General features: G+C 33.7%; 16 protein-coding genes and 1 riboswitch. Of the genes, 11 read left to right on the top strand and 5 right to left on the bottom strand.

Features of this window, described 5'->3' with window-relative positions; translation table 11 throughout:
• Positions 1-92 precede the first annotated feature (92 nt).
• Positions 93-464, top strand: a complete 372-nt coding sequence (locus HNQ35_RS03305) for a rhodanese-like domain-containing protein (RefSeq protein WP_146937024.1) — start codon at positions 93-95, stop codon at positions 462-464.
• 72 nt (positions 465-536) lie between these two features.
• Here the strand turns inward: HNQ35_RS03305 and gcvPB are convergent, their stop codons facing one another.
• From gcvPB to gcvT, 3 genes are read right to left on the bottom strand one after another with little or no spacing between them, the layout of a single operon-like run.
• Complete coding sequence (gene gcvPB / locus HNQ35_RS03310) at positions 537-2,000, bottom strand: aminomethyl-transferring glycine dehydrogenase subunit GcvPB (protein ID WP_146937022.1); 1,464 nt, start codon at positions 1,998-2,000, stop codon at positions 537-539.
• Entirely contained in the window at positions 1,993-3,345 is a 1,353-nt protein-coding gene (gcvPA, locus tag HNQ35_RS03315) for an aminomethyl-transferring glycine dehydrogenase subunit GcvPA (protein WP_146937020.1), read from the bottom strand. Before gcvPA ends, gcvPB begins: the two co-directional genes overlap by 8 nt.
• A 13-nt stretch (positions 3,346-3,358) precedes the next feature.
• Positions 3,359-4,471, bottom strand: a complete 1,113-nt coding sequence (gene gcvT / locus HNQ35_RS03320; RefSeq protein ID WP_146937018.1) for a glycine cleavage system aminomethyltransferase GcvT — start codon at positions 4,469-4,471, stop codon at positions 3,359-3,361.
• A 135-nt stretch (positions 4,472-4,606) separates the two neighbouring features.
• Positions 4,607-4,704: riboswitch (glycine riboswitch) on the bottom strand.
• 150 nt (positions 4,705-4,854) lie between these two features.
• Here gcvT and HNQ35_RS03325 point away from each other — a divergent pair.
• Entirely contained in the window at positions 4,855-6,525 is a 1,671-nt protein-coding gene (locus HNQ35_RS03325) for a DEAD/DEAH box helicase (protein WP_146937016.1), read from the top strand.
• A complete protein-coding gene (locus HNQ35_RS03330; protein WP_146937014.1) occupies positions 6,506-7,297 on the top strand; it encodes a YqhG family protein in 792 nt (263 codons plus the stop codon). The genes HNQ35_RS03325 and HNQ35_RS03330 overlap by 20 nt, the downstream gene beginning before the upstream one ends.
• Before the next feature lie 23 nt (positions 7,298-7,320).
• Here the strand turns inward: HNQ35_RS03330 and HNQ35_RS03335 are convergent, their stop codons facing one another.
• Together HNQ35_RS03335 and HNQ35_RS03340 are read right to left on the bottom strand one after the other, a co-directional pair.
• Positions 7,321-7,506: a YqzE family protein gene (locus tag HNQ35_RS03335; RefSeq protein ID WP_170226648.1), complete on the bottom strand. Its 186-nt coding sequence runs from the start codon at positions 7,504-7,506 to the stop codon at positions 7,321-7,323.
• A 6-nt stretch (positions 7,507-7,512) separates the two neighbouring features.
• Complete coding sequence (locus HNQ35_RS03340) at positions 7,513-8,058, bottom strand: shikimate kinase (RefSeq protein WP_146937010.1); 546 nt, start codon at positions 8,056-8,058, stop codon at positions 7,513-7,515.
• Between the two features lie 90 nt (positions 8,059-8,148).
• On the opposite strand from HNQ35_RS03340, the gene comGA reads away from it, so the two are divergent.
• The 8 genes from comGA (at position 8,149) to HNQ35_RS03380 (ending at position 12,831) form a co-directional block, all read left to right on the top strand.
• Positions 8,149-9,150 carry a competence type IV pilus ATPase ComGA gene (gene comGA / locus HNQ35_RS03345; RefSeq protein WP_146937008.1) on the top strand — a complete coding sequence of 334 codons (1,002 nt, stop codon included), beginning with the start codon at positions 8,149-8,151 and terminating at the stop codon, positions 9,148-9,150.
• Complete coding sequence (gene comGB, locus HNQ35_RS03350) at positions 9,122-10,165, top strand: competence type IV pilus assembly protein ComGB (protein ID WP_170226646.1); 1,044 nt, start codon at positions 9,122-9,124, stop codon at positions 10,163-10,165. Before comGA ends, comGB begins: the two co-directional genes overlap by 29 nt.
• Positions 10,166-10,179: 14 nt before the next feature.
• Positions 10,180-10,503 carry a competence type IV pilus major pilin ComGC gene (gene comGC, locus HNQ35_RS03355; RefSeq protein ID WP_146937004.1) on the top strand — a complete coding sequence of 108 codons (324 nt, stop codon included), beginning with the start codon at positions 10,180-10,182 and terminating at the stop codon, positions 10,501-10,503.
• The gene (gene comGD / locus HNQ35_RS03360; RefSeq protein WP_170226644.1) at positions 10,503-10,931 is read left to right on the top strand and encodes a competence type IV pilus minor pilin ComGD; all 429 of its coding nucleotides are present in this window, start codon (positions 10,503-10,505) and stop codon (positions 10,929-10,931) included. The genes comGC and comGD overlap by 1 nt, the downstream gene beginning before the upstream one ends.
• Positions 10,918-11,259, top strand: a complete 342-nt coding sequence (locus tag HNQ35_RS03365) for a prepilin-type N-terminal cleavage/methylation domain-containing protein (RefSeq protein ID WP_146937000.1) — start codon at positions 10,918-10,920, stop codon at positions 11,257-11,259. Before comGD ends, HNQ35_RS03365 begins: the two co-directional genes overlap by 14 nt.
• Positions 11,240-11,662, top strand: a complete 423-nt coding sequence (locus HNQ35_RS03370; RefSeq protein ID WP_170226642.1) for a competence type IV pilus minor pilin ComGF — start codon at positions 11,240-11,242, stop codon at positions 11,660-11,662. Before HNQ35_RS03365 ends, HNQ35_RS03370 begins: the two co-directional genes overlap by 20 nt.
• Positions 11,631-12,050: a hypothetical protein gene (locus tag HNQ35_RS03375; RefSeq protein ID WP_146936996.1), complete on the top strand. Its 420-nt coding sequence runs from the start codon at positions 11,631-11,633 to the stop codon at positions 12,048-12,050. The genes HNQ35_RS03370 and HNQ35_RS03375 overlap by 32 nt, the downstream gene beginning before the upstream one ends.
• 94 nt (positions 12,051-12,144) lie before the next feature.
• Positions 12,145-12,831, top strand: a complete 687-nt coding sequence (locus HNQ35_RS03380) for a helix-turn-helix transcriptional regulator (protein ID WP_146936994.1) — start codon at positions 12,145-12,147, stop codon at positions 12,829-12,831.
• Positions 12,832-12,875 lie beyond the last annotated feature (44 nt).

Raw genomic sequence — 12,875 nt, forward strand, 5'->3', positions numbered from 1 at the left:
AATTTATATATATTTCTTTTATAATAAACCTTTGAAAAAAATATCGATAAACAATATAATGATATGTATAAAGATATACGGGGGAAGTATTAATGAAATTTTTAGTCATTGCACTTGTTATTTTAGTAACAATTAGTGTGTTTCGATATTTTAGACAACGTACATTCTTAAAAACATTAACCGAAACACAATTTATTGAAGGTTATCGAAAAGCACAACTCATTGATGTCAGGGAGCCACAAGAATTTAATAGTGGTCATATATTGGGGGCTAGAAATATTCCGCTGTCACAATTAAAACATCGACTTGTTGAATTACGTAAAGATAAACCAGTATATTTATATGGTCAGAGTGAGTTTCGTTCTGCTAGGGCTGCGCAAATCTTGCATAAGCACGGTTATCAAGATCTAAATCAACTAAAAGGCGGCTTTAAAAAATGGACGGGTAAAGTAAAGCGTTCATAACAATCTAATAAAAAGGTTCCAAATTATCTTTAACCGATAATTGGAACCTTTTTTTAATATACCCCATCTGGCCTAGTCTTCTTTTATATATCTTAAAACCGGCTTTCTTGCTGCTAATGTTTCATCCAATCGCTTAACAACCGTCGTATGTGGTGCTTCTTGGACTATTTCAGGGTTGTTTTCAACTTCATCTGCAATTGTCAACATCGTATCAATAAATCCATCTAACGTTTCTTTTGTTTCAGTTTCTGGTGGCTCAATCATCATCGCTTCTTCTACATTAAGCGGGAAGTAAATTGTTGGCGGATGATACTCATAATCTAATAAGCGTTTAGCTATATCAAGTGTTCGAACTCCTAGTTTCTTTTGCTTTTTGCCAGATAAAACAAACTCATGTTTACAATGCTGTTTATATGGGAGTTCGTAAACTGATTCAAGTTTACGCATAACATAGTTGGCGTTCATCACTGCATACTCACTAACTTTCTTTAATCCTTCTGCTCCCAACGTTCGAATATAAGTATAAGCACGTAAATAAATACTAAAGTTTCCATAATATGGCTTAACGCGTCCAATTGATTGCGGTCGATCATAATCGAATGTATAGCCGTCCTCATTTTTTACGATGACTGGTTTCGGTAAAAATGGTTCTAATTCCTTTGTTACACCGATAGGACCTGATCCCGGACCACCACCACCATGTGGACCTGAAAATGTTTTGTGTAAGTTTAAATGAACAACATCAAAGCCCATATCTCCTGGACGTGCATAACCCATAATGGCGTTTAAATTTGCACCATCATAGTACAATCGACCACCAGCTTCATGCACAATTTTTTTCATCTCCAAAATTTCTGTTTCAAATAGCCCAAGTGTGTTTGGGTTTGTTAACATTAATGCCGCAGTATCTTCCCCAACAACACGTTTTAAATCATCTAGATCGACAAGGCCATTTTCATTAGATTTGACGGTAACTGATTCGAAGCCAGCAACTGTTGCTGACGCAGGGTTTGTCCCGTGTGCAGAGTCTGGAACAATAACTTTTGTTCGTTTAAAATCACCATTTGCCTCATGAAAAGCACGAATCATCATTAAACCAGACCACTCACCATGAGCGCCAGCAGCTGGTTGTAATGAGATTTCATACATACCGGTAATTTCTTTTAAATGTTGTTGCATATCATACATCATTTCAAGTGCACCTTGGACTGTTTTAGGATGTTGATATGGATGAATATGACTAAATCCTGGTAACCTAGCAATATCTTCATTTATTTTCGGATTATACTTCATCGTACATGAACCAAGTGGATAAAATCCAGAATCAACACCAAAATTTCGTGTAGATAAAGCAGTATAATGACGCATGAGCTCTAACTCGCTAAGCTCTGGTAATTCAGGTGGTGTTTGTCGGATATATTCATCGGAAAATTCTTCCGATAAATCCACTTCAGGCACGTCTAATTCTGGGAGACTATAGCTGACTCTACCTTCTTTACTACGCTCAAAGATTAACGGAAAATCTTTATTAGCCATTTAGAACAACCCCCAATTCTTTTACAAATGTATCAATTTCTTCTTTTGTACGAACTTCAGTAACGGCCACTAACATATGGTTTTTTAGTTCTGGATAAACCGTTTGCAAATCGTAGCCACCGATAATTCCCTTCTCTAACAGATAATCATTTACTTCTGAAACAGATTTAGGTAATTTAATGACGAATTCGTTAAAGAAAGGTCCGGAAAATGCAATATCAACACCTAAATCTTGAATCTTCTGTTTTGCATAACGCGCTTTTTTCATATTTAATAAAGTCATTTTCTTTATCCCATGCTTACCAATTGAACTCATAGCGACAGCACTTGCTAACGCATTTAAAGCTTGATTGGAACATATATTTGATGTTGCTTTATCACGGCGAATATGTTGCTCTCTTGCTTGTAATGTTAAGACAAAGCCACGCTTACCTTCTTCATCAACCGTTTGTCCAACGAGGCGACCAGGTACTTTACGCATTAATTTCTTTGTTGTGGCAAAGTATCCACAATGTGGTCCACCAAATTGCGTTGGAATACCAAACACTTGTGTGTCACCTACAACAATATCCGCTCCGAATTCTGCAGGGGGAGTTAGAAAGCCAAGTGCTAATGGATTACTGGATACGATAAACATCGTTTTCTTATCGTTCTTAATTAATTTATTTATCTTAGCCATCGGTTCGATTTGCCCAAAGAAATTTGGGTACTGAATGACCACTCCTGCTATTGTTTCGTCAAGATGTGCTTCCAACTGTTCTAAATCTGTTACACCATCTTTGTAATCAATCTCAATAACATCAATATGTTGCCCCCGTGCATATGTTTCAATAACTTCTCTTGATTCAGGATGAACAGTTTTTGAAACAAGCACTTTTTTCCTTCTCGTTTGTCCTGCACTTAATGTGACAGCTTCTGCTAATGACGTTCCACCGTCATACATAGAAGAATTTGCTATTGGTAAACCTGTTAGCTCCGAGATCATCGTTTGAAATTCAAAAATTGCTTGTAAGCCACCTTGAGAAATTTCTGGTTGATATGGTGTGTAAGCTGTATAAAATTCTGATCTTGAAATGACATGGTCAACAACAGATGGAATAAAATGATCATATACACCTGCGCCTAAAAACGATGTGTATTCAGTTAAATTATAGTTTTTATTCGCCATCTGTGTTAATTCTCTTTTTAATTCGGCTTCACTTACTGGTTTTTTTAATTTCAAAGGTTCTTTTAATAAAATATCTTTAGGAATATCTGAAAATAATTCATCTGATGAATCCACACCTATTGCTTTTAACATGTCTTTCTTATCATTTTCAGTCATTGGTAAGTAACGGAAATCCATATGAAAGCCTCCTCTATTTATTTTTTAAAAAAGGTGTCTCAATCACTTTCGCTTTTAATTTTCGTTTTCTGACTTGAATCATGATTTCAGTTCCTACATTGGCATAGTCAGTTTGGATAAGCGCTAGACCGATATTCTTTTTTAATGTAGGGGCTTGCGTTCCGGAAGTCACGTGCCCAATTTTTTCATCTTCATGCCACACATCATAACCTGTTCTTGGAATTCCACGATCAATCATTTCAATCCCTACTAATTTTCTCGTCGTACCATTTTCAATTTGATTTTTTAACACATCTTCACCGATAAATGGTATACCCTTATCAATTTTCACAAAGAACTTTAGTCCCGCTTCAATCGGTGTAATATTTTCTGTAAGTTCTTGACCATATAACGGAAGATTTGCTTCAAATCGTAGAGTATCCCGTGCTCCTAATCCTACTGGCACAAGTCCATCGTCTTTACCGGCTTCTAATATTTTATTCCAAAGCTCTATACCGAATGATTGATCAATATATATTTCAAACCCATCTTCTCCAGTATAGCCTGTCCGAGAGACAATTGCTTCTGTATTCATGCCATGGAAACGAATATCAGAACGAAAACGGAAAAACTTAATGTCTTCTAAGTTCGCGTCTGTTAATTTTTGCAAAATGTTTTCAGCTTTTGGCCCTTGAAGAGCGAGCTGGACGTAATCTTTCGTCACATTAGAAATAGTTAACTCTTCCGAACTATATTCATTATGTTTACTTAACCATTGGAAATCTTTTTCTGTATTTGCAGCGTTAACGACTAATAAATAATGTTGTTCTTCTAACATATAAATGAGGAAATCATCAATTACACCACCGTTTTCATTACACATAAATGTATATTGAGCGCGATTTGGTGTTAAATTTGAAACATCATTTGTTGTCATTTTTTGTAAGAATGATAAGCTTTTCGGGCCTTTTACGACAATCTCTCCCATATGAGAAACGTCAAATAAGCCTGCCTTTGTCCGTGTGACTTCATGTTCATGTTTAATTCCGGAAAATTGAACAGGTAAGTCCCAACCACCGAAGTCAATCGTTTTCGCCCCATATTTCTCGTATTCTGAAAATATTGGCGTTCTTTTCAGTTCGCTCATGACATCCTCTCCCTTATTCATTTTTTATTGATCACATCATCTTCCATCTCTGTCTTATAACCAGAAAGTTGCACACTTATTATAAGTGCTTGCTTCGTGGGTGGTTTACATTTATATAAACACTCTCCAGAGGCGCGTCAAGTAAGAGTCTGTTTGCCTGAGAGATTCGCCTTTATAGCTTGCTCCTTCGGCGGTACATAAAACTCGTCTGTACACTCTCCCCCTACTATCATTCGCTTGTTCATTATGAAATCATTTTTATTGGTTAAACTATGTTTATAACATGATGTCCTAAGTATTTCAAAACCATTATAGCATAGAAATTCTTGATTCGCTTTAATCTTTTTAAATTTGTTAACACATAAAAAAGGAAGTATTTATATATGAACGAACTTGACATTGTATTTGAAAAAAATTTTATACAACAATTAGAAGAAAGAGTCATAAACGATCTTCCTACGTCATCATGGGATTTATTTAAAATGACGTACGATATCCAAAAGTCTACACTCATTCACACATCTGACGACTTATTAGCCATTGATTATCTCCCTCATTTAACTTGTTTGCCGCATCAACTTAACACAGCCAAACAGGTCGTCATGCAGATGAATGGGTGTGCAATTCTAGCCGATGAAGTAGGGTTAGGTAAAACGATTGAAGCGGGTCTTATTTTAAAAGAATATATGATTCGTGGATTAGTAAAAAAGGTACTTATATTAGTTCCTGCTTCATTAGTTAATCAATGGATAGATGAACTCGTAAATAAATTTTATATTCCTGCCGTAGCTTATCGTAAAGGTTATTCGTGGAAACATGTTGATATTATGGTTGCTTCTTTAGATACAGCTAAAAGAGCACCGCATTGTTCTGAAATTCACAACATTAATTATGATTTAATCATTATTGACGAAGCGCATAAATTAAAAAATCATCAAACAAAAAACTATCAATTTGTCAAAGGAATTAAAAAGAAATATTGCTTACTTTTAACAGCAACTCCTATTCAAAACCATCTAAGTGAAATATTCAATCTCATATCCATTCTAAAACCAGGTCATCTCGGAAATTATAAAGCATTTATAGAGAAGTATGTTAAAGCGGTACCGAGCATTGAAGACAATCATTATTTAAAAGAATTAATCAATAAAGTGATGATACGCCATACGCGTAAAGATACAAATATTAAACCTTCAAAGCGCCATATTAAAACGATATGGGTTGATTTTTCTAAAGAAGAAGAAACATATTATAAGCAACTTGAATATGAGCTTGGAAATAAAGTACCATTTCTAAAATTAACTTTATTAAGAGAGATATGTTCTTCACGTGAAGCGTGTTACATGTCTTTAAAAAAGCTAAGTAACAATAGCGATCATCCAGTAGAAGATTTACATTCATTTATTGATGGTCTAGAAAAGTTACCACAACATGCAAAAGCTAGAAAGGTAATCGAAATCATTAAAAAAATAGGAAATGAAAAAGTAATCATCTTCACTGAGTATCATGCAACTCAATATTTTTTACAATGGTATTTACAACAGCATGGGATATCTTCGGTACCTTATCGTGGTGGTTTCTCGCGTTCAAAAAAAGAGTGGATGCGGCAATTATTTCAACATGACCGCCAAGTATTAATTGCTACTGAAGCTGGTGGTGAAGGAATTAATCTTCAATTCTGTCATTATATGATTAACTATGATTTACCGTGGAATCCAATGCGTCTTGAGCAACGTATTGGACGAATCCATCGATACGGTCAAAAGAAAGATGTTTATATTTATAATCTCGCTACTAAGCAAACGATTGAAGAACATATTATGAATATTTTATATAAAAAGCTCAATTTATTTGAAAGAGTAATCGGTGAACTGGATGATATATTATCAAAACTCCTTATCACAGACTTAGAATCAGAAATTCAAGCGATTTTTCATAAATCGACATCGACTGGTGAAGCAAAAGTAAAGTTGAATCACTTAACCTCAATCATCCAAGAAAATATTGAATTATATGAAGAGATGGGTGAAACAAATGGTACTAACAAACCTTGATTATTTTTTCACCACGTTTTTTAAAGCACATCGCTGTAAAATCATTCATAAAGAAAAAGGGCTAATAAAAGTACAACTCACTAAAGAATTAGATCGAGAATTAATGAATCGCCCTTTTTATTGGCATTATATGGAGAAAATGGGCCAAAAAGGTGAACCAATGAAACTTACTTTTATAACCGATCCAAATCATCCTAATCAACAGTCAGGTGAATGGGTTCATTTTGGAAGCCCACGTCTCCAACAAATAATAAATCATTTAAAAAAGAATGAGATATTTGCGAAACTCTATCAATACGTTTCTTCACATGTTGAAACACCGCTTTATCCTTGGTTAGTAATCAATATAAAAATTATTTATCAAGGGAAACAAACAAGAGAAGAGCTTTTTTCCATTGGATTAAACTTGATTAACGGATTAATGCGAACGAATATGATGGAGTCTATACATGATTTATCTTTTCAACGTTCAGTTCCGGATTTTTGTTTTCCATTGTCCCCGCTTATACGACTTAAAAGTGGATATCGGCGAATAGAGAACGTGTTAAAACAATATATCTATGACCAAGATCAAACATGGGTAGAAGAAACATTAGCTACCGGTAAACATGAATTAGCTTTATTACAGCATTTTTATGAATCAAGGGATGATGAAAATGAAGCACTTTATCAAAAGGAAGTATCAGATATAAAAAATCGTTATCAGCCGAAGATCATCGTTCAAGTCATTAATGGTGGGCTGTTCTATTTAACAGATTCTTACCAAAATTAAAATAGCATGGGTAATTAGCCATGCTATTTTTGCTGTAATTTCAATGCTGTTTTAATTAGAAATGGAAGGACACCGAACCATCGATCATAATATCCGCTCTGATCTTTAAATGATTTTGTCTCCTTGTTTAGTCTATGTTTTTTAGATCCATAATCGAGATAGCGAACAAATTGTTCAGTCGCATATTTAATAATATCACTTCCAGACATGAACATTTACCTCTCTTTACTTTTAATGATTACTTCTCTATATGATGCCAAATACATGCACGATTTATTCAAACATTCCATAATGTCTTGAATCACCGTCTCAACATCTTTCTCATCCGTATCTACTGTTATATCAGCACACGCTTCATACATTGCTTGCCGTTTTTTATAAAGTATTTTTCTTTTCTCTAAAGAATGTCCCCATAACGGTCTATTCATATCATCTTTCAACCGTTTTGAAATTTCATGAAACGATGCATACAAATAAATAATCGTACCATTTTGTTTCATCCATTCGATATTTTCCTTTCTCTCAACAATACCACCACCAGTGGCAATAATAGGTTCATTTAAATTTTTTAAAACTTTTGATTCATAATCTCGAAAAGCACTTTCACCTTGTTCGATAAAAATATCTGGTATTTTTTTTTCATACATTCTCTCAATTTCTTGATCTGTATCTGCATATGTTTCATTCCATAATTGACTTAATCGCTTAGCGATGGTTGACTTCCCACTACCCATAAAGCCAACTAAGTATACAATAGTCATTATTAAACATCCTTTGTAAAATATTTTTTATAAAAAGCAGGATTTTAGTAGTTTATGTCGAATAATATATTTAAAGGAGGTGAGCTATGTGTGAATCCTGCTAAATCACTTTCTGACAAATTACTTGAGTCTGCCTGTCGATTGAAAGCTACTGATATCCATTTCTATCCTATCACTGGGGAAACGAAAGTGTTTTTCCGAATTCATGGACAAAGAATTTACTATCAATCGATTCCACTAAAACAATATGAACTTCTTCTTACTTATTATAAGTTTACATCAGGAATGGATATAGGTGAAACGAGAAAACCTCAAAATGGGATGTTGCCTTATCAAACCCAATTACAAAATTATTCATTACGATTATCCACTCTTCCTGTAAATCACACTGAAAGTTTAGCTATTCGAATTCTTCCACAAGATGACGTTTCTTCGTTAAATGAATTATTCCTTTTTCCTTCTCAACTTAAGCAATTAAAGCAATGGTTCCATAACAGCTCTGGATTAATACTTTTTACTGGACCTACCGGTGTCGGTAAAACGACTACATTATACGCTATATTAAAATCGATTATTAAAGAAGGACGTTTTCAAACAATAACGTTAGAAGATCCGATTGAAAAAAATCTGCAAGGGATTTTACAAGTGCAAATCAATGAGAAAGCTGGTATCTCATATCACGTTGGTTTAAAGGCAGCCTTACGTCATGACCCTGATATCATAATGGTAGGAGAAATTCGCGACGCTTATACAGCAGAATTTGCCTTTGATGCTTCCTTAACAGGGCATCTCGTCTTAAGCACGATGCATGCACATGATACAATCGGTACTTTATATCGCTTACTTGAAATGGGACTTAATAAAACTGATCTCAGTCAAACTTTAATTGGTGTTGCATCTTTGCAACTTCTACATGTAGATATAAACAAGCAAATCAACAGACGTTTTGCCATTATGGAAATGTTGACTAAAGAACAAATCATGCTTACATTACAAGGACGCGAACACGAAGCAAAGAAAACGATTTATACTTTTCATCGTTTAAGAAAGAAGGCTTATGCTTATGGATTTATTAAAAAGGAAGATTTTTAAATCTCCTTCATTGTCTAAACATATACAACTAAAGTTTCTTAACCGACTTTCCCGCGCACTAAAGAACGGCTATCCGCTTCTAACAGCACTAGAAGCCTTTAAATGGGATAAAGAATTGATAAAACCTGTTACCCAAATGATCACTTCACTCCAAAATGGTTACCCTATCGATAAAGCATTAGAAAAAGCTTCTTTTCATCCCGTGATTACATCTTATTTATATTTCTCACGAGATGGCAATTTAGTCGATAACATTCAAAAAAGTGCTGAACTATTCTCTAGACAAATTGAATACACAACTAAATTACGCCAACTTTCCAGATATCCGATTTTCTTGTTCATTATTTTTATAACGCTTCTCTTTTTCATCAAACAATCGGTACTACCCTCCTTTATTGAACTGTTTCAAGCTCATCCACAAACAACAAAAACGATACAACTTTCACTTGTCATTATTCAGTTTTTGTCTCATCTAGCGATAATATTAGTTGTCATAATAATATTAATAACAGTTACTTGGTATTTAATACAACATAAAATACCGATAGGAAGAAAAGTTAAAATATACGCTTCAATACCTATCTTTCATAAGTTCCTTACGATTCGAACATCTTATCTTTTTGCAACACATTTTAGCACACTTCTAAAAACAGGACTTTCTTTAAAAGAAATCTTAAAGATGATGCTTAAACAAAACAATATGCCCATTCTCCATTACTACGCCACATTAATGATTCATCAACTAGAAAAAGGGATATATATAACAGACTTATTACAAAACTTACCCTTACTTGATCCACAAATCGGCCTAATTTTTCAAAAGCATGCTGATATGTCTGCTTTAGAGACAGATTTAAGCTTCTATGCTGAATTTAAAGCGGAGGAATTCCATGAACGAATGATGAAGCTCATTGTATCAATTCAACCGATATTCTTTATTATATTAGCTTGCTTTATCATTTTTATTTATTTAGCACTTATGTGGCCAATGTTTGAGCTCATTAAAACGATATAAAAGGAGTGATTCATATGATTAGTAACCAAAAAGCATTCACTTTGATTGAGATGCTCATCGTTCTTTTAATCATTTCTGTATTAATTATTTTAATTGTTCCGAATTTAAGTGGTAAAACAAAGGACGTAAATACAAAGGGTTGTGATGCTCTTGTTGCTGTTGTACAAGCACAAGTTGAATCATACGCTTTAGATAACGGGGTCTTTCCACACAGCTTACAATCTTTAGTAACGGAAGAATACATTACCGAAAAACAATTATATTGTGGTAATAAAGGTGATAGGCCACTTCGTTATGATGCCGAAAAAGGTAGAGTATTACCTCCGAGTGATCGATGATGTTATGCCAAAAAGGTTTTACATTCATAGAAACGCTTATCTCTTTATCTGTCTTGTCCCTACTACTTATCTTAACCGTTCCACTCGTCAGCTCTACAGTGAAAAGCCAAGAAAAATCCCTATTTTTAAAAACATTGCAATCAGATATCCTTTATGTACAAAATTATTCTCTTGGAATAAGGGAATATAGAACTAAACTTGCTTTCCACAAAACTTTTTATACCGTACACAAAAACCTAACAGAATCACCTATTACTAGAAAATTGCCAGAAGGTTGGGAAGTAGAGCGAAGTATGTATCATACCATTTACTTTTTAAACGGAACAATTGGAAGTGCAGGTACGATTCGAATCAATACAAATGAAGGTCATGTGTTAAAAATCATATTTCCACTAGGCAAAGGACGGTGTTATATTGTACAGGAATGAACACGGATTTACGATGATTGAGACGCTCATTGCCACATCAATCATATTAATGCTTATCATAACGATGATCCCTATCATCTCACTTATGAATACAGAGAAAAAGTTAAGATTGGAGAGACTAGAGTTCATGAATTCACTTCATGATGCTCTACAACCTTATTTATGGATGGAACAACCTATACCACATACGTATCAAAAAAATATCGACTTAAAACCTGTTACCTTCTCGTTTGTTCGAGAAGGTAACATGATCAAAGGATGTGTTGAATGGAATAATGTTAAACAAACAGAAGAACGAGTCTGCTTATATGGCATTCCTGAAAAATGAAACTGGTTTCACTTTAATCAATACCCTATTATCATTTGTGTTAATTACTTGCTCACTACCATTCCTTATTGTTTTATTACAGAAATCACAAGAACTTTTAAACCTTGAAGAAGAACTTTCTGTACAACACTTTTTTTATTTCCTTCAAGATGACGTTAAACGTTCAATTGATTATCAAATCATTCGTGATGAGCTATATATGACTTTAGATACAGGAAAACAAGTGCAAATAGGGAGAAATGGCCATGTGATTAGAAGAACAGTTGATCAAAAAGGCTACGAAATTTATTTGAGAAATGTCCAATCTTTTCATTTGTATAACCTTAAATACGGTTTTTTAGTTTCAATAGAAATGACTACAGGAGGACAATATGAGAAAGAAATTATCTTTTATAACAAATGAGCATGGATATTTCCTTCCCTTTGTACTTTTTTTCACAACGATTATTTTGCTGATAATCATAGGAAGTATCAATAACTATCATAACGAGCTCACCATGAGTCACCGATTACACGAACAAATAAAAATTGAAACATTGTATCAAATGGGACTTGCTCAATTTAAAAAAGATATAGCTTTAATAGGAGAAAGTGATACTATTCTATGGCCAAGAGAATTTGCATATCAATTTCCATATGGACACGTAGATATTACTTTTGAAAGAAAAGGCGATTATTTATATATAGCTTATTTTATTATGACAGATAAAGCTGTCTCATCATCAACGATTACAAATATTATTCCTGTATCAGAATTATTAAGCTTGGAAATGTCACAAACAAATGAATAGATTGTGTATATTTTTTGACATCTATCTATAAAAGATACATTGAACCCCTTTTATTTATTATAATGTAATTAACATACAGTTAGAGGTGTTCATAATGGAGCAAAAATTAAAAGTTACAAATGCTTTAAGTGATCCAACGCGTTTTAACATTTACCAACATATTATAGAACAAATGGAAGCCGTTACAGTAAATGATATAGCAGAGACATTCGATATTCATCCGAATGTAGCACGTATGCACCTATCTAAATTAGAAGATGTCGATCTTATTATCTCATATACAAAAAAGACAGGTAAAGGTGGTCGACCAAGCCGATTATATGAACTATCAAATCATGTCATTGAACTAAATTTTCCACATCGTGATTACAAATTACTTTCCGCTATTGCCTTAGAAACATTATCAAAACTAGGGAAACCCGGAGAAAAAGCCTTATTTGACACAGGATTCACTTATGGCCAGCGCATGATAGACCAGTATCAAGATGCATCAAAACTATCGTTAGAACAAAAGTTAAAACTATTACGAGATGCTTCTAAATTACTTGGTATGTATGCAGATTTCCATTATTCTGAAACTGACCAGTCGATTACTTATACGATTAATAATTGTCCTTTTAAAGAAGCCGCTACTAAAAATGAATCCATTTGTCATATGCATGAATTCTTCTTAAAAGGTATGTTTGAATCATTATTTGAAGGTATTACATTATCGGAAACGAATAATATGCTTAATGGCTGTAAAAACTGTACGTATATCGCAAAATTATCTGTCGTTTAATATGTTTTATTTACAATCAAGTCATACTCGTTTATAATATTATT

This window comes from Cerasibacillus quisquiliarum, from assembly GCF_014202495.1.
GTDB classification, from domain to species: Bacteria; Bacillota; Bacilli; order Bacillales; family Amphibacillaceae; genus Cerasibacillus; species Cerasibacillus quisquiliarum.

Bases quoted from the DNA above. Each gene is read 5' to 3' on its own strand.
- gcvPB (WP_146937022.1), bottom strand. From the start codon at position 2,000: ATGGCTAATAAAGATTTTCCGTTAATCTTTGAGCGTAGTAAAGAAGGT.
- HNQ35_RS03305 (WP_146937024.1), top strand. From the start codon at position 93: ATGAAATTTTTAGTCATTGCACTTGTTATTTTAGTAACAATTAGTGTG.
- gcvT (WP_146937018.1), bottom strand. From the start codon at position 4,471: ATGAGCGAACTGAAAAGAACGCCAATATTTTCAGAATACGAGAAATAT.
- HNQ35_RS03370 (WP_170226642.1), top strand. From the start codon at position 11,240: ATGGCATTCCTGAAAAATGAAACTGGTTTCACTTTAATCAATACCCTA.
- HNQ35_RS03335 (WP_170226648.1), bottom strand. From the start codon at position 7,506: ATGTCTGGAAGTGATATTATTAAATATGCGACTGAACAATTTGTTCGC.
- HNQ35_RS03325 (WP_146937016.1), top strand. From the start codon at position 4,855: ATGAACGAACTTGACATTGTATTTGAAAAAAATTTTATACAACAATTA.
- comGD (WP_170226644.1), top strand. From the start codon at position 10,503: ATGTTATGCCAAAAAGGTTTTACATTCATAGAAACGCTTATCTCTTTA.
- HNQ35_RS03330 (WP_146937014.1), top strand. From the start codon at position 6,506: ATGGTACTAACAAACCTTGATTATTTTTTCACCACGTTTTTTAAAGCA.
- HNQ35_RS03375 (WP_146936996.1), top strand. From the start codon at position 11,631: ATGAGAAAGAAATTATCTTTTATAACAAATGAGCATGGATATTTCCTT.
- HNQ35_RS03380 (WP_146936994.1), top strand. From the start codon at position 12,145: ATGGAGCAAAAATTAAAAGTTACAAATGCTTTAAGTGATCCAACGCGT.
- HNQ35_RS03340 (WP_146937010.1), bottom strand. From the start codon at position 8,058: ATGACTATTGTATACTTAGTTGGCTTTATGGGTAGTGGGAAGTCAACC.
- comGB (WP_170226646.1), top strand. From the start codon at position 9,122: ATGGATTTATTAAAAAGGAAGATTTTTAAATCTCCTTCATTGTCTAAA.
- gcvPA (WP_146937020.1), bottom strand. From the start codon at position 3,345: ATGGATTTCCGTTACTTACCAATGACTGAAAATGATAAGAAAGACATG.
- comGC (WP_146937004.1), top strand. From the start codon at position 10,180: ATGATTAGTAACCAAAAAGCATTCACTTTGATTGAGATGCTCATCGTT.